Annotated in this window: 18 protein-coding genes; 9 read left to right on the forward strand and 9 right to left on the reverse strand. The window is 39.2% G+C overall.

Annotated elements, in window-relative coordinates:
* Positions 1-25 precede the first annotated feature (25 nt).
* Positions 26-442 carry an alternative ribosome rescue aminoacyl-tRNA hydrolase ArfB gene (gene arfB, locus LH29_RS19245; protein WP_045033201.1) on the reverse strand — a complete coding sequence of 139 codons (417 nt, stop codon included), beginning with the start codon at positions 440-442 and terminating at the stop codon, positions 26-28.
* A 293-nt stretch (positions 443-735) separates the two neighbouring features.
* On the opposite strand from arfB, the gene LH29_RS19250 reads away from it, so the two are divergent.
* Positions 736-2,085: a geranylgeranyl reductase family protein gene (locus LH29_RS19250; protein WP_157493765.1), complete on the forward strand. Its 1,350-nt coding sequence runs from the start codon at positions 736-738 to the stop codon at positions 2,083-2,085.
* A gap of 45 nt (positions 2,086-2,130) precedes the next feature.
* Here the strand turns inward: LH29_RS19250 and LH29_RS19255 are convergent, their stop codons facing one another.
* Together LH29_RS19255 and LH29_RS19260 are read right to left on the reverse strand one after the other, a co-directional pair.
* Positions 2,131-2,883, reverse strand: a complete 753-nt coding sequence (locus tag LH29_RS19255; RefSeq protein ID WP_045032904.1) for a hypothetical protein — start codon at positions 2,881-2,883, stop codon at positions 2,131-2,133.
* Between the two features lie 147 nt (positions 2,884-3,030).
* A complete protein-coding gene (locus tag LH29_RS19260; protein WP_052671100.1) occupies positions 3,031-3,672 on the reverse strand; it encodes a Crp/Fnr family transcriptional regulator in 642 nt (213 codons plus the stop codon).
* A 400-nt stretch (positions 3,673-4,072) separates the two neighbouring features.
* On the opposite strand from LH29_RS19260, the gene LH29_RS19265 reads away from it, so the two are divergent.
* The 5 genes from LH29_RS19265 (at position 4,073) to rimK (ending at position 7,481) form a co-directional block, all read left to right on the forward strand.
* Positions 4,073-4,417: a NifB/NifX family molybdenum-iron cluster-binding protein gene (locus LH29_RS19265; RefSeq protein ID WP_045032907.1), complete on the forward strand. Its 345-nt coding sequence runs from the start codon at positions 4,073-4,075 to the stop codon at positions 4,415-4,417.
* 11 nt (positions 4,418-4,428) lie between these two features.
* Positions 4,429-4,779 (forward strand): thioredoxin family protein, encoded by a 351-nt coding sequence (locus LH29_RS19270; RefSeq protein WP_045032908.1) that lies wholly within the window; start codon positions 4,429-4,431, stop codon positions 4,777-4,779.
* Positions 4,780-4,794: 15 nt separating this feature from the next.
* Positions 4,795-5,214: an OsmC family protein gene (locus LH29_RS19275; protein ID WP_045032909.1), complete on the forward strand. Its 420-nt coding sequence runs from the start codon at positions 4,795-4,797 to the stop codon at positions 5,212-5,214.
* Positions 5,215-5,218: 4 nt separating this feature from the next.
* A complete protein-coding gene (gene trxA, locus LH29_RS19280; RefSeq protein WP_198152515.1) occupies positions 5,219-5,641 on the forward strand; it encodes a thioredoxin in 423 nt (140 codons plus the stop codon).
* A gap of 457 nt (positions 5,642-6,098) precedes the next feature.
* On the forward strand, positions 6,099-7,481 hold the full coding sequence (gene rimK / locus LH29_RS19285) for a 30S ribosomal protein S6--L-glutamate ligase (protein WP_045032910.1): 1,383 nt from the start codon (positions 6,099-6,101) through the stop codon (positions 7,479-7,481).
* Positions 7,482-7,568: 87 nt separating this feature from the next.
* On the opposite strand, the gene LH29_RS19290 is transcribed toward rimK, so the two are convergent.
* The 4 genes from LH29_RS19290 to LH29_RS19305 are packed head-to-tail and all read right to left on the reverse strand — an operon-like array spanning position 7,569 to position 11,738.
* Positions 7,569-8,444 carry a glycine betaine ABC transporter substrate-binding protein gene (locus LH29_RS19290; RefSeq protein ID WP_045032911.1) on the reverse strand — a complete coding sequence of 292 codons (876 nt, stop codon included), beginning with the start codon at positions 8,442-8,444 and terminating at the stop codon, positions 7,569-7,571.
* A 27-nt stretch (positions 8,445-8,471) separates the two neighbouring features.
* Positions 8,472-9,332 carry an ABC transporter permease gene (locus tag LH29_RS19295; protein WP_045032912.1) on the reverse strand — a complete coding sequence of 287 codons (861 nt, stop codon included), beginning with the start codon at positions 9,330-9,332 and terminating at the stop codon, positions 8,472-8,474.
* Position 9,333: 1 nt separating this feature from the next.
* Positions 9,334-10,578, reverse strand: coding sequence for a quaternary amine ABC transporter ATP-binding protein (locus LH29_RS19300; RefSeq protein WP_045032914.1), 1,245 nt, complete (start codon positions 10,576-10,578; stop codon positions 9,334-9,336).
* Positions 10,579-10,589: 11 nt separating this feature from the next.
* Positions 10,590-11,738, reverse strand: coding sequence for a hypothetical protein (locus tag LH29_RS19305; protein WP_045032915.1), 1,149 nt, complete (start codon positions 11,736-11,738; stop codon positions 10,590-10,592).
* A 690-nt stretch (positions 11,739-12,428) separates the two neighbouring features.
* Here LH29_RS19305 and LH29_RS19315 point away from each other — a divergent pair.
* Together LH29_RS19315 and LH29_RS19320 are read left to right on the forward strand one after the other, a co-directional pair.
* The gene (locus LH29_RS19315) at positions 12,429-12,626 is read left to right on the forward strand and encodes a hypothetical protein (protein WP_045032918.1); all 198 of its coding nucleotides are present in this window, start codon (positions 12,429-12,431) and stop codon (positions 12,624-12,626) included.
* Positions 12,623-13,810, forward strand: a complete 1,188-nt coding sequence (locus LH29_RS19320) for a serine hydrolase domain-containing protein (RefSeq protein WP_045032919.1) — start codon at positions 12,623-12,625, stop codon at positions 13,808-13,810. The genes LH29_RS19315 and LH29_RS19320 overlap by 4 nt, the downstream gene beginning before the upstream one ends.
* Positions 13,811-14,267: 457 nt before the next feature.
* Here LH29_RS19320 and LH29_RS19325 read toward each other — a convergent pair whose 3' ends face one another.
* A complete protein-coding gene (locus LH29_RS19325) occupies positions 14,268-15,443 on the reverse strand; it encodes a tetratricopeptide repeat protein (protein WP_045032920.1) in 1,176 nt (391 codons plus the stop codon).
* Positions 15,444-15,552: 109 nt separating this feature from the next.
* The gene (gyrA, locus tag LH29_RS19330) at positions 15,553-18,066 is read right to left on the reverse strand and encodes a DNA gyrase subunit A (RefSeq protein WP_045032921.1); all 2,514 of its coding nucleotides are present in this window, start codon (positions 18,064-18,066) and stop codon (positions 15,553-15,555) included.
* Positions 18,067-18,331: 265 nt separating this feature from the next.
* Here gyrA and LH29_RS19335 point away from each other — a divergent pair, with 265 nt between their 5' ends.
* A complete protein-coding gene (locus tag LH29_RS19335) occupies positions 18,332-20,857 on the forward strand; it encodes an ATP-dependent Clp protease ATP-binding subunit (RefSeq protein WP_045032922.1) in 2,526 nt (841 codons plus the stop codon).
* The last annotated feature ends 8 nt before the right edge of the window (positions 20,858-20,865 follow it).

A 20,865-nucleotide genomic window follows, 5' to 3' on the forward strand; every position in this document is an offset into this window, starting at 1 on the left:
TTTATCAGTTTTTCAATTTCCCTAATTACAAATCAGGCCGTTGACGAAGTTGTTTTTTTGTTGAATGTTGTTTTTTCTTCTCCAGTCGTTTTAATTTCGATGAAATTGTTGGCTTTGTTTTTACTCTGCGTTTAACAGGAGTTAAGGCCTTTTCTATCAGCTCTATAAGTTTGGCGACGGCTTGCTGTTTGTTTTTTAACTGGCTGCGTTCGCTGCTCTCAAAAAGTACAATTACTCCATCTAAATTTATTCGGTTCTTTAATTTAGTGGCAAGCCTTTGTTTTTGAGTTTCGGAAAAAACAGCGGTGTCATTCAGGTCAAAACGCAATTCTATTTTAGTGTTTACCTTGTTCACGTTTTGTCCGCCGGGACCGCTACTGCGGATGGCCGAAATCTTTAATTCATTTATTATTTGGTCTTTCTGTGTTTCCGAAAGTCTCATATTAAGTGTGCTGTACCTATAAATTCTATGCAACAAAAGAACACGGATTTTTTTAATTATCAAATCATTATATGGAATAAAACAGATTACAAGTTTTAATACCGAGCCATGAAACCCTACTGTAACAGTCGGGTATACTGTAACCTTTATTGTAATTAAATGGTATATAACACATAAAAATACCGGACTCCGGTCCATTGGCAGTTCAAAGTATTAACCATTTTTCCTCCAGTACTTTTTTAGAAAGCTTTTCCCTCACACTTGTTTTGATAGTTAAACTAAACCTGGCGAAAGTGAATAAAAACAAAAACTTTAATATCGGTAATGGATCTAGAATTGCTGTTATTGGCGGTGGTCCGGCCGGAAGTTTCTTTGCTTATTTCGCACTTGGTTTTGCCGAACAAAGAGGAATCAACATTCACATTGACATTTACGAAGCAAAGAATTTTCATGTAGCCGGCCCGGCAGGCTGCAATCGATGTGGGGGAATCGTTTCAGAGTCATTGATTCAGGCCTTGTCCTCCGACGGAATTGTTCTGCCAGCGAACGTTGTACGTCGCGGAATCGAATCGTATAAGCTTCATATGGAGCAAGGTGCAACCTTAATTGAAACACCATTAAAAGACCAAAAGATCGCCTCCATGTTCAGGGGATTTGGTCCCCTGGGAAGTGAAAACATTGACTCGGTTAGTTTCGACAATTATTTATTGGAGCTCTGCCAGGATAAAGGAGTTCATACCATTTATGAAAAGGTAAGCGGTTTGGAACGAAACGAGACTGGTATTACTGTTCAAACGAAAACTAATTCAGCGAATTACGACCTGGTTGTTGGGTCGGTGGGATTAAATCCACGCTCATTTTCTTTGTTTAAAAAAGTTGCTCCGGCTTTTATTCCTCCTGAAACCACAAGAACTTATATCTGCGAATTTAAACTGGGCAACGAACTGATTAATCAATATTTTGGGAATTCGATGCACGTATTTCTTCTCAATCTGAAAAACATAAAATTTGGAGCACTCATTCCGAAAGGGCAATACGTAACCCTGGTTTTATTGGGAAAGCAAATTACCGGAGAAATTGTTGACAGCTTTCTATACAGCGAGGCCGTTCAGCGATGTTTCCCAAAAGGATTGGATATTGACAAAATTATGCCTTGTCAGTGTTTCCCCGGTATTAATATTAAGAATGCGCATTATGCCTATTCTGACCGTGTGGTGCTGATTGGTGACTCCGCATCATCAAAACTGTATAAAAACGGCATTGGAGCAGCCTATATAACCGCCAAAGCGGCCGCAAAAACAGCATTGTTCAGTGGAGTGTCCGAATCTGATTTTAAAAGGCACTATCAACCTGAATGTACCCGCTTAAACAGAGACAATGCCATTGGGAAATTTATTTTCTGGGTGACTACAATCATCCAAAGATCATCAGCGCTCAAGAAAGGAATATTTCGTATGGTAGTTAACGAACAGCAGAAGGTAAACGACAAACGAAGAATGAGTTCGGTTTTATGGGATACGTTTACCGGAAGTGCCCCGTACACTGATATTTTAAGGCGGGTATTGCATCCCGCAACAATTCTGTTATTACTGGCGAATACGGTAAATGGCATATTTAAAAAGCCAGAGAAGGGGACGGAGTAAAATATCGTTTTGAGAGGATTAGGAATCGAACTTAGAAGAGCTCAACTATAAATACTCCATATCGTTAGCCATCTTTTGCAAGCGCCATTCGCTTAACTGTTTAACCCGGTTTAAAACGTTTGAAGTAACCCGGTTATGCACACTTTCCCAAATTTTATTTACCAGCTTGTTGGCCTCTTTTTCTTTTCCGTAAAAATTAAAACTCACAGCAAATATGAGCTGGGATTGAGCAATTTCGCCCATCTCTTCAATCGGTGAACGTACGTACATAACAAAAATGCCAATAGGGTATCCTCCGGTGCAGTCGTACAATAAATAACGGGCATTATCAAAATCAAATGCATCGGGAGTGCTTTTAATTCGTATTGAATGCAGCTTAAACAATGGAATTAAGTTCATGCCCAGAAAGCTCTTTTTTAAACCAAAAGGATACTTTTTAAGACCAAACGGAAGAATCTCGATATTTTCGATCTCATTATTAATACGTTCAACTTTGGCAACGTGGTTGGGCCAGCAGGTTGAATCGCCGTTCCAGTTGAGTAATTCATTGAAGATATAGCCAACCGGGGCATTTACGCCAATTTTATGAACGTTTAAAACAAAGTTTTTATTCACATCGATACCTACACGCTGCAGCACCCGCCTGTTGTATTCTTTCCGGTTTTCTTCCGATTCAAATTTAATTAAAGTCGGCTTTTGGGGCTTATTTATTAGAAAATTCCTTATGTCGGAAAATACATTTTTACTCCTTGATGGTGGATTTAAATTAATCGGTGAAGATTCCTTATAATTGGTCATTTACGAGTAAAAGTGTTGAATTATTTCGAATAAATATGAATCTAAAAACTTCGTCAGTGACGTAATAATTTGATTTTCAAAGTACGAAATAACCGGGTGAAAAACAATGAAGTGATGAGATAATATAAATTACTTTCTCATTTAATATTAGCCGTTTTTGCTGATATTCAGCAATTGAGCCGCATCGTCAATAATAATGTTTTTGCCATTAAGTGTAACAATGTTTTCTTTCTCAAATTCTTTCAGAAACTTAATGGCGCTTTCTGCCGAAATAGACGCAAAATCAGCAATATCCTGACGGGTAAGAAACTCAAATATATTCTTCTTCAGAAACTCTTCCTGGCTTAGGTAGAGCAGGGCAGAAGCCAGTTTTCCTCGCATTTGTTTATACGAAATATTTCTGATCACCTCAAACAAATGCCTTTCGTTACGGTAGTTTTGCGAGGTAATCTTTAAGGCAAATTCCGGGTTTTCCAACAGAATCTTTTTCAGGCTTTCTTTTTCGATCATGCAAATTTGGGTGTTGCTAATAGCCTGTGCCGAATAGGTGTGAACCGGTTCGCCAAACACCGACGAAAACGCCAGAAATTCGCCTTCGGAAGCCACACTGATGCTCATGTTTTTATCAATTCCGGTTTGCAGGTATACTTTTACCAATCCCTCAACAACGTACATTACATAAGGTGCAAACGCCCCCTGTTTAAAAATCGTTTCGCCTTTTAGGTACTGAACGCGGGTTTTGTATGCATTCAGGTCGTCTAAGTTTTTTATGTTGTCCGTTAAATCCAATTCTGAATCTGATATTTCTCCAAATTTACATAAGAATTACGATTAACCAAGCTATACCAATTGTATTTCAAAGTGAGGCTTGGCGAAACTTTGAGATTATCCCGAAACTTCGGGAGTTAGTGCCGATAGAAAATAAAAGAGACTTTTGGAGTTTTCGAACAAAAGGCTCATTTTAATTTCTAATCAGTACCAAACTATCATACGACAGGAATGAAACTGTCAAATTTCAGTTTACGAACCGACAGACTTCAGGACCCTTTTCGTGGGCGGTATTTCTCTGCTGTTTATCTTTGTCGTATTGATTTTTCATAATGATATTGAGTTTAATAAGGATTGGATAGAGGGGAGATAAAACAGAGTTGCACTATTATTTAGGCACTCTGTTTTTTACAAGAAAAAAATGAAAAAAGTAGCCATACCTATAGCGAACAAAAAAATTAGTGAATACCTGTGCGGGTGTTCGCACTTTGCCTTTTATGATATGGACACAAAAAATACAACCATTTCTAAAAAAGAAGTTATCGACTTCTCCAATGCAGATGAAGTTCGCTTGTGGATTAAAAATAATGGCATAACCGACCTTATTCTTCACCGCATTAAGAAAGAATTGATTGGCATTTTTACTTCAGAGAAAATTAATTTGTTTGTAGGTGTGCCAATGGTTTCGGCCGGGCAAATTATTGAGGCCTATCGTTGTGGAAAACTGGAATCGGATAAAAAAATTATAACAGAAATAACAAATTAAAACGAACACAAATGAAACTTTTAAGAACAGGATTACCTGAAATAGAATCGGCAGCAGAATTGGAAAAAGTACTGGCCGAAAACGAAAATGTAATGGTATGTTGTGGCCGCATGGGCCCTATGTGTTTCCCGGTATACAATGTTATGGAACGTTTGGAGAAGGAGCGTAGCAACGTAAAATTTATGGTTATGGCTTTTGATAATCCCGAGGCCGCGCCAATTCGTAATGCACCTGAATGCAGCGGTTTTATGGGACTTCCATTCACCATGTATTACAAAAACGGAAAAGTGGCCAAAGCAACAACAAGTATCCAAACTCACGAGCAGGTTACAGCTATTCTTGACGAGCAGTTTGGTAATTAAAGAACCTATTTTAATATGGCAAAACAAGAAGTAAAAGTTAGCTGGAAAGATAAAATGGCCTTTGAGGCCGAGGTAGATGGACACAAAATAATGCTTGATGCAGCGGAGACTGTTGGGGGCGAGAACCGTGGTCCGCGTCCGAAACCGCTTATGCTTACGGCACTTGCCGGCTGCACGGGAATGGATGTGATATCGATTCTGAAAAAAATGCGCGTTGAGGTGGAAGACTTTAATGTAACTGTTGAAGGTGATTTAACCGACGAGCATCCGAAACAGTATTATAAAATGAATGTTATCTATACGTTTAAAGGTAAAGATCTTCCTTTGGAGAAACTAAAAAAAGCAGTTAGTTTGTCGGAAGAAAGATATTGTGGAGTAAGTGCGCTTTACAGAAAAGCAATCGAAATTACTTCTGAAATTAAAATTATAGAATAAAGTTATGTCGACTACACTAATTGTAATTGCGGTTGTTCTTGCCGCCTTGGTAGCATTAATTGCAGTAAATTATTTTCGAATGAAAAATGCCAAACCGGTGGCAAACAGCAAACGGATTAAAGTACTGAATAATAAAAACTTTAAAGCAGCAACAAAACGCGGAGTTGTATTGCTTGATTTTTGGGCTCCCTGGTGCGGACCATGCAAAATTATTGCACCTACCTTAAACGAAATTGCCGACAGCCAAACTGATTTTATGGTGGCAAAAGTTAATGTAGACCACAACCAGCAACTGGCACAAAAATTTAAAGTCCGCAATATTCCAACCATGCTGATTTTAAAAGACGGAAAAGAAGCCGGCCGTATTGTTGGTGTAAAAACCAAACGTACCATTTTGAAAGAGGTTGATGCTGTGATGGCAGGATAATCAGATAAATAAAAAACCACATATATCGAGAGCCGCTTATCATTTATATTGATGGGTGGCTTTCTCTTTTTAGCAGCTTTCTCATGTCTGGTTCAGAAAAGCTGATATTGGTTAGGCATTTTTACCGGTAATTTCAAACCTTTTAATAGCTGAAATTAAGAAGATTATTTGCTATTGCCCGCAGGGAATAAGCTATTTTTAAAGCTTAATTAAGAACACAAAACAAATCACAGATAGAGTCGCTTTCGACTAATTTACAAGCCTGAAATTTTTCAGGCTTTTTTATGCCTCATTACCAGCCCGAACACAATCAACAGCACTACTCAACATATTTTTCACATCTAACATATGAAGTGATTGCCGTATGAAAAAGATATTTATATTGCAGCACTTAACTAAACCAATAAATTTTCAGCATGAGGCTACAAAAAAGCCTTATAATTAGTATTTTAGAAAAATGAATGCAGAAAAAATTATTATTGGTAGTGAAGAGTGGTGTGGTTTGCCGCATTTAAATATTCCGGGAATAAAAGCCCGGATTGATTCCGGGGCAAAAACTTCAGCACTGCATGCAGTAAATATTAATCAGTTTAAAAAAAATGGCCAGCCGTGGATTAGTTTTGATGTACATCCGCTGCAAAAAGATGGAAAAACAACCATTAACTGTGAGGCACCATTATTAGACAAGCGTAAAGTAAAAAGCTCGAGTGGCAACAGCGAAGTGCGCTTTGTAATAAAAACTGTGCTGTCGATCGCAGGAGAAGCATGGGAAATTGAGGTTACGCTTACCAACCGCGACTCGATGGGTTACCGAATGCTGCTGGGACGGCAAGCCATGTCGGGGAAAATACTGGTCGACCCGGAAGAATCGTTCCATTTGGGCGAGCTTTCCAAAGAACGTATTGCATCGTATTACTATACAAATATTACTCGCCCTACAGGTTTAAAAATCGGACTGCTGGCCAGTAATCCCGAATTATACAGCAACATACGAATTATGGAAGCAGGGCAGGAGCATGGCCACGAAATGGAGTTTCTGAACCTGAAAGACTGTTACATAAAACTGGATGGTAAAAATCCTGAAATGCATTATCGTGGTGGCCGTGTTTTGAATGAGTTTGATGCCATTATCCCGCGAATCAGGCCAAGTGCCACCTTTTATGGTTGTGCGCTTACGCGGCATTTCGAAGCAATGGGCGTTTATACCTTGAATACCGCCTCGGCAATTACCCAGTCGCGCGATAAATTGTATGCCTTGCAGTTGCTAATCAATAATGGCCTACCAATTCCTACAACCGGTTTTGCCAACTCGCCACTTGATACCAACGAACTGATTCAGATGGTTGGCGGTGCTCCGCTTATTGTAAAACTGTTGGAAGGAACACAAGGAAAAGGAGTTGTGTTGGCCGAAACAAAAAAGGCTGCTGAGAGTTTGATTAATGCCTTTAAAAGCCTTCGCGCCAATATTTTGGTACAAGAGTTTGTAAAAGAGGCCGATGGTAAGGATATCCGTTGTTTTGTGGTGAATGGGAAAGTGGTGGCCAGTATTATGCGTACAGCCGCTCCGGGCGAGTTCCGTGCAAATATTCACATGGGAGGAACAGCATCGATTACCAAAATTACTGCTGAAGAACGGCGTATTGCAATTCTTGCAGCAAAAACTTTAAACCTGAAAGTTGCCGGTGTTGATATCATTCGCGGAAAAAATGGTCCGCTGTTATTGGAAGTAAATTCATCGCCGGGACTTGAAGGGGTAGAAGGAGCTTCGAATAAAGATATAGCGGGAAAAATGATTGAAGCTATTGAGCGGGACTTAAAATACCACAAGAGAGGCGTTTAAACGGCTTCCGGTGGAAATAAAAATGGCAGGAAAGGAAAACCTTACCTGCCATTTTTTATATGACAAAATTTTGCAATCGTACCGGGTTTAGTTAAACCAGGCGTCGATCATTGCTTTATTAGCATCGTAAAATTGCTGTGCGCCGGCTTCTTCTCCCGAGTCTGAAATTTTACCCATCAAATCGTAAAGCAGAGCTTCGTCAAGGTTGAAGTTTTTAAAGAATGTGCCTGCTTTAGGCATATCTTCAGCAAATCCTCTGCGCGAAATAATTGCACAAACATCTTTCGGATAAATTCCCTTAGGGTCCTCCAAATATTTCAGATCGTTTTTAGCCCATTTAAAGTGTGGTTTCCATCCCGTAATAGCAATCCATTCGTTGTTTTTAATCGCTTTTTCAAGGCTGGCAACCATTGCAGGTCCACTCGATGTAATCTGCTCGAAATCCAGATCATACTCTTCAATTGCTTTTTCAGTGTTCGCATGAATACCTGCACCACTACCAATTCCGATAATTTCTCCGTCAAACTTATCTTTGTTGGCGTTCAGCTCTTCAATAGAATTAATGCTTACATACGAAGGAACTACAAGGCCGGTAGTACCGTTACTAAACGACTCGCCTAATTTTACCAGTTTATCGCCATAGTCGGCCCAATAATCTTTGTGGGTATTTGGCAACCATGCATCCATAAAAACATCTCCTTTTGAATCATCTTTCGACAATTCGCCATAGATCAATCCAGGTTCCAGGTTGGTTAATTCTACCTCAAAACCGTTGGCTTCAAGTGCCACCTTTGCCAGGTGGGTAAAGGCAATACCTTCAGCCCAGTTTGGATACAAAATGTTTACTTCTTTTTTCTCAACTTCAGCAGATTTATTTTTCGATCCGCTGTTTGAACATGATGTAATTGCAAATAACAAAGTTGCAGCTACAAACAGAGTTCCTATTTTTTTAACGTTCAGCATAATATAATTTTTTAAAAGATTTATAATTTATTTTTTAGCAACAGCCTGAGTTATACGGTCGAGTATAATGGCCAGCACAACAATTCCAAGTCCAGATTCAAAACCTTTGGCAATATCGTTTTGCTGAATTCCCTGGTAAACGATGGCACCCAATCCTTTGGCACCAACCATCGATGCAATAACAACCATCGACAGGGCAAGCAGAATTACCTGGTTTATACCGGCCAGAATAGTTGTTTTTGCCAGTGGCAACTGTATTTTAAACAGAATTTGTTTATCGGTGGCACCAAAAGCATGTCCGGCTTCAATAACGTCTTCAGGCACATTACGGATTCCCAGACTTGTTAAACGCACAGCAGGTGGCAACGAAAAGATTACGGTTGCAATAACACCCGGCGTATTTCCAACACTAAAGAAGAAAATAGCAGGAATAAGGTAAACGAATGCCGGCATGGTTTGCATTAAGTCGAGAATTGGCCGGATAATAGCATTAGCCGTGTTGCTGCGTGCAGCCCAAATTCCCAATGGGATTCCGAACAGAAGCGCAATTATGGTAGCCACAATAACAAGTGTTGTTGTTTGAATGGCTTCTTTCCAATAGCCCATTGCCCAAATCAGCAACAATCCAAGCACAACAAACAAAGCTAAGCCAGCACCTTTTTTAAGACCTTCTTTTTTAAAGGCCTGTTTTCCTGCGTTTGCATAGTAGGCACCAAAAGTAACAAGGGCAATAATTACAACGAAAGGAATGGCCAGAAAGGTGTCGTTTAAAAATTCAACCGTCCATGAGATTACATCATCGATAGCTCCCCACAGGCCGGAAAGGCTTTCTTCCAGTACATTAATTCCCTGTTCAATATATTTTCCGAGGTCTATTAATTTATCCATACTATAATTCGTTAGCTTGTTCTTTTAATTTAATCACTTCTTTTTTCTCGAAGCGTGTAGCCTCAATAATGAGCGAGGTTTGTGTAACCAGGCCGAGGAATTTCCCTGTTTCTTCTTCAATTACCGCAAGCGGGTGCCTTATACCGGTAATCAGTGGCAGCATTTCTTCAACAGTATAGTGTCTGTAAACACTGGGGACATTGGTGTTTATTACTTTTTCTATCGATTTTTCCTGCTCTTTCTCCAGCTCAAGAACATCCTGCAACCAAACGTGGCCAAGAAATTTCTTGTGTTCATTAATAACCGGCAATTGATCTACAGCGATTGAACGCATTTTACGAACAGCACCTTTCGGCCCGTCTTTATGAACTTCCAGAGCTGTATGCTTTTTAAACATTAAAGTTTCTGCGGTAATAATCGTTTTACGGTCTACTTTTTCCACAAAAGCCTCCACATATTCGCTGGCGGGGTTCGTAAGAATATCTTCGGCAGTACCAATTTGTTCCACCACTCCGTCTTTCATAATAGCAATGCGGTCGCCAATTTTAATGGCCTCGTCGAGGTCGTGCGTAATAAACACAATCGTTTTGTGCAATTTGTCCTGAATTTCAAGCAATTCGTCCTGCATATCCGATTTAATAAGCGGGTCGAGCGCCGAGAATGCTTCATCCATTAGCAGAACTTCCGGATCGTTGGCAAGCGCACGGGCCAAACCTACACGCTGTTGCATACCTCCCGACAATTCGGCCGGATATTGCGCTTCGTATCCTCTTAAACCAACGGTTTCAAGAGCTGTTTTTGCTCTTTCGTCACGCGTAGTTTTTTCTTCGCCACGAAGCTCTAAACCAAAGCCTGCATTTTCCAGAATGGTACGGTGGGGAAGTAGTCCAAATTTTTGGAAAACCATACTCATTTCTGTTCTTCGTGTTTCCAGTAATTCTTTATTGGTATCGCGGGTTATGTCGTGATCATCGAAAAATACTTTCCCTGCCGTTGGCTCGTTCAAGCGGTTTAAGCAGCGAATTAAAGTCGATTTTCCACTTCCTGAAAGTCCCATGATCACAAAAACTTCCCCTTCTTTTATTTCGAAACTTGCACGATTTACACCAACGGTGCACTTCGTCTTTTTCAGGATCTCTTCCTTTGAAACACCTTGTTCCAATAACTTCAGTGCTTCTTGTTTACGTTTGCCGAAGATCAGTGTCAGGTCTTCGACCTTAATTTTTGTTTTTCTATTATCCGACATGATTAAATCAATTAAAAATAGTATCCAATGTTAATATTGAAACGGGTTTCCCACTCAGCATCAGGAGTTCCGGCTGCCAGACCATTTGTCCACGCCGGCCCAATCCACGGGTGATCTTTTCCCTGGGCCAAATCAACGTAGGTGTAAACGTTTCCGGCTGTTACCAAAACTCCGGTAGTATTCATAAAACTGTCTTCAAACGCATCATTGGCCTTATCCATGTAGCCAAAATCGTTATAAAACTGAAGGTTTGAAATTGGTCCCCATTCAACCGGAACAGAGTACGCTGGCCCAATTGTGTACGTTGTAGCTTCAGAAGCCACAAGGTAAGGCGCACCGTAAGCAGTCATCGCAAGCCCTTCGCTATCCTGATCGGCAGGGTTTTCAGGATTCATCTTGTATTTCGTAGCCTGAACTTTCAAATTGAAGTTTCCGGCATTTAACTCGTAATGCGCTGCAAGTGCGTAGCTATCACCTGTTTTCTCCGTGTCGAGGTTGTAAAGCCCACCATACTGTGCCGATACACCCAACATGTGCTTACTGTTACCCGATGAGAGTTTTCTGACCACCTTCAGGTTTAACTGGTTTACTTCCTTATTTCGGTATAAACCATCGGCTGACGAACCAACATCGTACGAATAGCGACTGTATGAAACATCGGAATTACTTCCAAAACGAAGTTCCTCGGCATTTTTAAAAAATGCGATGGCATACAACCAGTTCTCGTCGTTGTGGGTGTATTTTATACCCATGTCGTGGTCGTCTTCTAAACCAACGTAATAGTTAATACCAAAAAACCAGTTGTGCGAATTGTACTGGGTAATTCCAAAAGGCACTTGTGTTAAACCGATCTGAAGGTTGTTTTCAGGGCTGAAATCGTAACCAACCCAACCTTGTTTTAGCATTCCTCCGCCAAAACCTTCGGAATAAAGCCGGTACTCAGCATTTAGTTTTACCCCTTTGTACTTCGCTTTCGCATTAACTCTGAAAACATCGTAGCCAAAATCGCCACCACGGGTTTTCTGACCTTCTTTCCACGATGAAAGGTTGTAATTAAAACGAAGTGCTCCACCAATTTGAACCTCAGGTTTTTCCTGTGCAAACAAATTAGTTGTAAAAAATAGAATAATCAAAAATAATGAACTAAATTTTCGTAACATATAAAATAGTTTAATGAAAAAATCGGTAATACAGGGAAGGGGGTAAGAGAGAAATTAGAATAGAGTTACAGGCGGCACAAACCTGTCGGACCGCATCTTATAAGCCATTTTAATGGCCACAAATGCCCGCTGATTATTTAGTTTGTATGTTTTAATACGACTTTTAATCATGCGCGGCAAAAATAGATCTATCAATTGTAATAGCGTGTACTTTGTTGCGCTCCACCTGTTAATATAATGTATTGTTAACATCATTTCTGTACGAACAATTATTTAAAAAACGGAGAATGCAAATAGAATACACGCGTTTTACCAATCTAGGCAACAGATTTTAAATTCAGCAATAATGGTGTTTTTAGTTATACAACAATAAGTTGGCCTGCTTTTTATTACCGGAATTATATATTACCAGCTTCAAATATGTTTCTACAGAAATTAACATCAGAAATCACTAATTGTTTCGCGTCGCCATTTCCAACAGTAAGTAGCCAATTGATTATTAGATAATGATTCGTAAGTCAACCGGGAGAATCTTATTGGTTGCACCATATTTATTGGTGATGCTACATATTTTATATCTCGTAGCGAAACTTCACATTATCTGGCGCATAAGTTATTGGTGCTGCATCGGCGATTGTCGGACCTTTACATCAACAAAAATTAACAACAAATTATTAAAAACTAAAAATCATGAAAACAAAAAAGAGAAACAAAGACAAAAGTTTCTGGATAACAGGAGGAACAACAATGATGGGATTGGGAGTAGGATTTATCTTGCTAAAATATTCAGTAATGTATTTTCTGGCTTCATTGCTGATCGGGATTGCAGTTGGTCTGGTGGTCACACCTTTTTTACCCATACATTATAAAAGTGCAAAACAATTATGAAAACATTTATAAAAGTAACAGGAATTGCCATTTTATTTTTTGTTCTGGCTGCGGCTAGCTGCAACAGCACAAGTAAAAACTATTACTACCAGGTTCCGAAGCAAACAAAAGATGGGCTACAAGTTGAATCTCTGGAACGATCAGGCATTGATTCAACTTTGGTAATAGATGCTGCAAAACGGATTAAGAAGGGAAAATATGGAGAAATACATTCGATGTTAATTTATAAAGATGATAAGTTGATATTTGAAGATTATTTTGAGGGACATAAATACCAGTGGGATGCTCCTGGACATAAAGGAGAATCAATAACCTGGGATGCAACTACGCCACATGTTCTGCAATCGGCCAGTAAAAGTTTTGTATCGATATGTTTCGGAATTGCCATTGAAAAGGGATTTATCGAAAGTGTTGAACAGTCGATTTTTGATTACCTGCCAAACTACCAAAACAACAATGCCGACAATAAAGATTACGTGACAATAAAAACCCTGTTAACCATGACATCAGGCTTTCAATGGGATGAATGGAGCTCGTCATTAAGCAGTATCCAAAACGACGCAATTGGTATTTATTTTTCGGATAAAGATCCGGTGGAATTTGTATTGCAGCGACCGTTAATTGCTGTTCCCGGTACACATTTTACATATTCAGGAGGCGACATGCAAATTCTGGGTGAAATTCTAAAGAATGCAACAGGAATGAATATCGATGAATTTTCAGAGAAGTATTTATTCGAGCCACTTGGCATTGAATCAAATGACTGGTGGTTAAAATACGACACCGGCGAAATCAGTACCGGCGGAGGTTTAAAACTCACACCACGTGACATGCTAAAAGTTGGTGTACTGTTTTTAAACAATGGTGTTTGGAATGGTCAGCGGATTCTTTCGAAAGAATGGATAGATAAAAGCGGACATTCTTTTGGACCGAATTATGGCATTAAAATTCCCGGAGAAGATTTAGGAACGGTTGGTTACGGATACACGTGGTGGACCAAAACATACGAAGAATACGGACGTATGTATTGTGCTCTTGGCTGGGGTGGACAGAAAATTATGGTTTTCCCTGATTTAAATGCAGTTATTGTATTTACCGGTGCGAACTTTAAATCGAAGGTGAAGCAGAATCGCATTTTGGAGAATTACATTTTACCAGCTATTAATCAAGGAAATAAATTTTAATACAGATCTCTAAAATATCTAATAACTATTTCAGAAACCAAAAATTCTTAAAGCGCTGAGAATTGCCTAAAATATTTTTTGTGTATAAATGCTCAGGTTAGCAAATTCTCAGCAATTAAGATTTTGAATTGAATATTTGAAAAAAACTCTTTTGATGAAAGTATGGTATTAATTCAAGGTCGTTCGTTGTAAGAATAAGTATTAGAAACAAGAATATGAATGAATATTGAAGTTCAGGAAAACTTATGCCAGGTACTTCGTTATACTTTTACATAAAATCTGAACCGATATTTGCCGAAAACCGCCAAATATCTGATTTTATATAAACCAGCAGAGCTGGGCGTAAACATGCAAGGTATTCCAAAATATAATATAAATACGTTTGTCTTATAATTGATATTATGTTATTTATATAAATATAAAAAAAGGAGAGAATTTCCCTCCTTTTAATTATATACTATTGTCCTAACATTTCAAGAACTTCGTTGTACTTGTCCATATTTTTCATACGGTAGTACAAGTTTTTAAGCGACTCTAATGTCATTTCATCCTCCGGATTTAACTCATGACATTTTTCCATATAAGGAAGTGCTTTCTCAAACCAAGCATCAGCTTTTTTCAATTCAGCTTCGTATTTTTCATTTTCGTTAGCCGGAACTGCATTAGCAACTTCAATTTGTTTTACACCTTTATTGTAATAAAGTGCACCTAAATTGTAGTATGCGTTAAAGAATGTTGGATCAACTTCCGACGCTTTTTCATATGCGGCTACAGCATTCTCTTCTTCACCAAATTTTTCGTATAATGCACCTTTAGCAAAATAGTAAGTTACATTGTTTGGATCTTGCGCGATGGCCATATCCAGGTATTTCAATGCTTCTTCGTTTTTGCCTATTTTCATATAAAGGTCAATCATACTTGTCAATACGTTATTGTCATCCGGATATTTTTCAAATCCTTCCTGTACAGCTTTTAACGCATTTGTAGTGTCTTTCATCTGAATATAAGAGTCAGAAATTAAAGCGTATGTTTTTGCACCATTATAACCATATTTAGCAGCCTCTCCGTAATATTGAACTGCTTTATTATAATTCTGAGCATTGTAAGCAGCTAAACCTGAGTTAAATAAAATTACAGTATCAACTGCATCAGGGTTATCTTCTTTCACAACAGGAATTTCCTGAATATCAAGTATTTGCTCGAACGATTTTAACGCCAGTTCGTAATCGTTATTATTAAATGCTTCAACTGCCTGATTGGTAAGGTCGTTGGTTAATAGTGTTAATTTAATTTTTACACTTTTCGAGATCTTGTCATTATCATCCAGTTCAAGTGCTTTTTTATACGATTCTAACGCTGTAGTTAACGGATCATCACTTAAAGCTTTAACATTTGCGTCCTGGCTTGCAAAAATAGCCTGAAAGATTTCCCCTCTCACTTCCCATGTTTTTGGCCAGGGAATTGATTTTTCAGCCTTATCGTTTGATGGATCAGTTGCTTCATTGATCGCTTCCAACGCTTGATCTAATTTGCCTGAATCTTTAAGGTTCTGAGCACTTGTTACTTTCCCTTTCTGCGCAAATACTGCAGAAACTGAAAAAACCAAGGCCAGAAGAATGATAGTTTTTTTCATTGTTATACTTATTTAAAATTTTAAAATTTCGTTAAATAGCCCCCTTTACAGGCCACAAAAATATATCTTTTCAAATTTTATCAAAATTCCAGCAAGAATATTCAATAATTTATTCTTGTTCTAAGTTATTTTCTTCAGTATCAATACCTTCAGTATTCTCGTCTGTTACATCTTCAGAAGCTTCTTCTTCAACAGCAATTCGGGCAACCGAGGCAATTCTGTCGTCTTCCCGTAAGTTGATAACGCGTACTCCCTGTGTTGCTCTTCCAAGTACTGAAATGGTGTTAACCGCTAAACGAATCGTAATTCCTTTCTGAGTAATAATCATCAGATCATTATCGTCAGAAACACTTTTAATCGCTACCAATTCACCGGTTTTCTCAGTTATGTTCAGTGTTTTTACACCTTTTCCACCGCGGTTGGTAATACGGTAATCCTCAATTTTAGAACGTTTTCCATATCCTTTTTCGGCAACTACCAGGATATCTTCATTCTCATCCATTACACAAACCATACCAATTACTTCATCATTTTCGTGACCAAGTGTAATTCCGCGTACTCCGGACGCAGTTCTACCAATTGCACGAACGATACTTTCGTTGAAACGAATTGCCTTTCCGGAACGCACTGCAAGCATTACCTCGCTTTTACCATTAGTTAAACGAGCTTCCAGTAACTGGTCGCCTTCTTTAATGGTAATTGCATTAACTCCATTTTGGCGTGGACGCGAATAAGCTTCTAAAGTTGTTTTCTTAATAATACCTTTTTTGGTAGCAAGAATAATGTAGTTGTTATTGATGAATTCCTGATCGGCCAGTGTTTTTACTTTAATAAATGCCAACACCTGATCGTCAGACTCAATATTCAACATATTTTGAATTGCACGACCTTTTGAAGCCCTTGTTCCTTCAGGAATTTCATAAACTTTTAGCCAGAAACACTTTCCTTTTTCGGTAAATAATAAAAGGGTGTTGTGCATTGAGGCAATAATAATATGCTCCAGGAAGTCTTCATCGCGAGTCGTGCTTCCTTTCGAACCTATTCCTCCCCTGCCCTGAGTTCTGAACTCGGTAAGTGGCGTACGTTTTATATAACCTAAATGCGAAATAGTAATAACCATTTCTTCATCGGCATAAAAATCTTCAGGGTTGAATTCTTCGGCGTTAGGAACAATCTCAGTACGACGCTCGTCACCGTATTTGGCTTTAACTTCCTCCAACTCTTCTTTAATGATTTCCATGCGCAAGTTAACGTCGGCAAGAATGGCTTTATAATGTTCAATCTGTGCCATAATTTCGTCGTATTCTTTACGAAGTTTGTCTTGCTCAAGACCGGTTAACTGACGTAAACGCATTTCTACTATCGCACGCGACTGTACATCACTTAATTCAAATCGTTCGATCAATTTGTTTCGTGCTTCTTCAGGAGTTGAAGATCCGCGAATAATCGCAATTACTTCGTCTATATTATCGCTGGCAATAATAAGTCCTTCCAGAATATGAGCACGTTTTTCGGCTTGCTCCAGTTCGTATTGCGTACGGCGTGTTACCACTTCGTGACGATGATCAACAAAGTGTTTGATCAGGTCTTTCAGATTTAGAATTTTTGGACGGCCATGTACCAGTGCAATACTGTTAACACTAAACGAAGTTTGCAGCTGCGTATATTTGTATAGTTTATTCAAAACTACGTTGCTCATTGCATCGCGTTTTAAATCGTATACAACACGCATACCTTCACGGTCTGACTCATCGTTAACGTTCGAAATTCCTTCAATTTTCTTTTCGTTAACCAAATCTGCAGTTTTCTGAATCATTTCTGCACGGTTAACCATGTATGGAATTTCGGTTACAACGATTTTCTCGCGTCCGCCTTCATTTTCAATATGAGCTTTACCTCTTATAACAATACGTCCCCTTCCGGTTTCATATGCATCCTTAACTCCCTGATAACCATAAATTATACCACCGGTTGGAAAATCGGGAGCCTTAACGATATCGATCAACTCTTCCATCTCGATGTCATTATTGTTGACGTACGCAATGGTAGCATCAATCACATCACTAAGGTTGTGTGGAGCCATATTAGTGGCCATACCAACGGCAATACCCGATGCTCCGTTTACAAGCAGCTGCGGTATTTTTGTTGGCAATACAGTAGGTTCTCCCAACGATTCATCGAAGTTCGGTTGGAAATCAACAGTATTTTTGTCCAGGTCGGCCAAAGTTTCTTCCGAAATCTTCGACATGCGAGCCTCGGTATAACGCATTGCTGCCGGGCTGTCACCATCAACGGAACCAAAGTTCCCCTGGCCATCTACCATCGGGTAACGCAACGACCAATGTTGCGCCATACGTACCATGGTAAAATAAACTGATGAGTCGCCATGCGGGTGATACTTACCAAGTACCTCACCTACGATCCTGGCCGACTTTTTATACGGGCGATTGGAAAGTATTCCAAGCTCGTGCATACCAAATAATACCCGGCGGTGTACCGGTTTAAAACCATCGCGTACATCGGGTAATGCACGCGAAACAATTACCGACATTGAATAATCAATATAGGCAGATTTCATCTGCTCCTCAATGTTTATTCTGATAATCTTTTCACCTTCTGTCATTATATCTCCTTTCAAAATAAATTATCACTGTTTAAGACCCACAAAAATAGTAAAATCATTCGTGTAACACGTATATCTAGTAGTGTTTTACATACTTTTGACAAGAAGATATTAACATATCAACTGACAATTATGCATGATGTTTAGGTTACATTTGATAACTTCTGCCATTTCGATACATCCCTGCTTCAAATTTTATTTAATTTAGTCTTTCAACCTTTTAGGAATAGTATTTGTTAAACCAGAGATAAAAAGGAGACTATATATGGATTCACAATTTTCACCAAGAATTAAAGACATTATCGGATATAGCCGGGAGGAGGCAATTCGTTTGGGGAATGATTATATAGGCCAGGAGCATCTTTTTTTAGGAATTTTGAGAGAAGGCGAAGGTACTGCTACTGATATTCTTGAAAACCTGGGTGTTGACCTGGTTGAAGTAAAACAACTAATCGAAAGCAAAGTACGCACAGATAAAGATATTAATCAGAAAGCTGATTTGATTATGCTTAAATCAACCGAAAAGACCTTGAAGTTGATTTATTTGGAAGCACGATCGTTTAAAAGTGCAACGGCCAACAGTGGCCACCTCTTGTTAGCGATATTAAAAGACAACGACAGTTTGATAACCCAGATGCTTGTTGAATTGGGCATTAATTATTACATGGTTAAGTCGCAATTACAAGATTACCTGCAACCTGAAGCAAAATCGGATTTCCCTGAAAGCGACGACGATGAGCCGGGCGAAGGTTTTGGGAAAGGCCCGTCGGGCGGACAAAGTTCGAAAAAGGCCGCCGGCGCAAAATCAGATACTCCGGTACTCGATAACTTCGGTATTGACATTACCAAACTGGCAGAAGAAAACAGCCTTGACCCGATTGTAGGTCGCGAGAAAGAGATTGAGCGACTGGCACAAATCCTGAGCCGACGCAAAAAGAACAACCCAATTTTGATTGGAGAACCGGGTGTTGGGAAATCGGCCATTGCCGAAGGATTAGCCCTTCGTATTGTAGGTAAAAAAGTATCCAGAATATTATTCGACAAACGTGTTGTAAGTCTTGATATTGCCTCTATTGTGGCGGGTACAAAATACCGCGGACAGTTCGAGGAACGTATGAAAGCGATTTTGAATGAGCTGTCGAAAGTAAACAATGTTATTTTGTTTATCGACGAGATTCACACTATTGTTGGTGCCGGTGGAGCAACCGGATCGCTGGATGCTGCCAACATGCTAAAACCTGCTTTGGCACGTGGCGATATTCAATGTATTGGAGCTACAACACTTGATGAATACCGTCAGCAAATTGAAAAAGACGGTGCTTTGGAACGTCGTTTTCAAAAAGTAATGGTTGACCCTACTTCGGTTGATGAAACCATTGAAATTCTGAATAACATTAAAGAACGTTACGAAGATCACCACAACGTAACCTTTACGCCGGCGGCGATTGAAAGTTGTGTAAAATTAACCGCACGCTATATTACTGATCGTTATTTACCGGACAAAGCGATTGATGCGCTTGACGAAGCCGGTTCGCGTGTACATATTTCAAACATCAATGTTCCGGATAACATTGTTAAGCTGGAAGAAAAGATAGAAAAAACCAAAGAGGATAAGATTGCTGCAGTAAAAAGTCAGAATTTTGAGCTGGCAGCGAATTATCGCGATAAAGAAAAAAACCTGCTTACGCTTTTGGAAGATGCAAAAGAACAGTGGGAAAAAGACTTGCTGAATCATCGTGAAACGGTTGATGAGCACAAAGTAGCTGAAGTGGTTGCAATGATGTCGGGAATTCCTGTACAGCGTATCGCTCAGGCTGAAGGCAAACGCCTGATGAATATGGGCAACGACCTGAAAGGCAAAGTTATCGGTCAGGACGAAGCAATTGCGAAAATTGTTAAGGCCATTCAGCGTAACCGCGCAGGGTTAAAAGATCCAAACCGCCCGATCGGAACATTTATTTTCCTTGGCCCTACAGGTGTTGGAAAAACCCAGTTGGCAAAAGTTTTAACCACTTATTTGTTCGATAACCTTGATTCGCTGATACGTATTGACATGAGTGAATACATGGAAAAATTTGCGGTGTCGCGATTGGTTGGAGCGCCTCCGGGATATGTGGGTTACGAAGAAGGTGGACAGCTGACTGAAAAAGTGAGACGAAAACCTTACTCGGTTGTTTTGCTCGATGAAATTGAAAAAGCACATCCTGATGTATTTAATATTTTGCTTCAGTTGATGGACGAAGGACGTTTAACCGATAGTTTGGGACGTAATATTGATTTCAAAAATACGATCATTATAATGACTTCAAACATTGGATCGCGTCAGTTAAAAGATTTCGGACGTGGCGTTGGTTTTGCCACGGCAAAAACACCGGAAGAGGAAAACGAGCATACCAAATACATCATTCAAAAAGCACTGAAAAAGGCATTTGCTCCGGAGTTTCTGAACCGTATTGATGATGTTGTAATGTTCAACCAGCTGGAGAAAAAACACATTCACAGCATTATCGATATTGAAATTGATGGATTGTACAAACGTGTTGAATCATTGAATTACAAACTTAAGATTTCTCCGGCCGCAAAAGATTTTATTGCTGAGAAAGGGTATGATCCTCAGTTTGGTGCCCGACCATTAAAACGTGCTATCCAGAAATACCTGGAAGATGAAATGGCCGAAATTATAATTAAGGCATCAATATCCGAAGGAGATACTATTTCTGTAGGTTTTGATAAGAAAAATGAAAAGCTTCAGATGCGTATTTTATCGAATAAAAAAGCGTTGAAAGAGTAAGCATCAAA

The sequence above is a fragment of the Draconibacterium sediminis genome, from assembly GCF_000949475.1.
Lineage (GTDB): Bacteria > Bacteroidota > Bacteroidia > Bacteroidales > Prolixibacteraceae > Draconibacterium > Draconibacterium sediminis.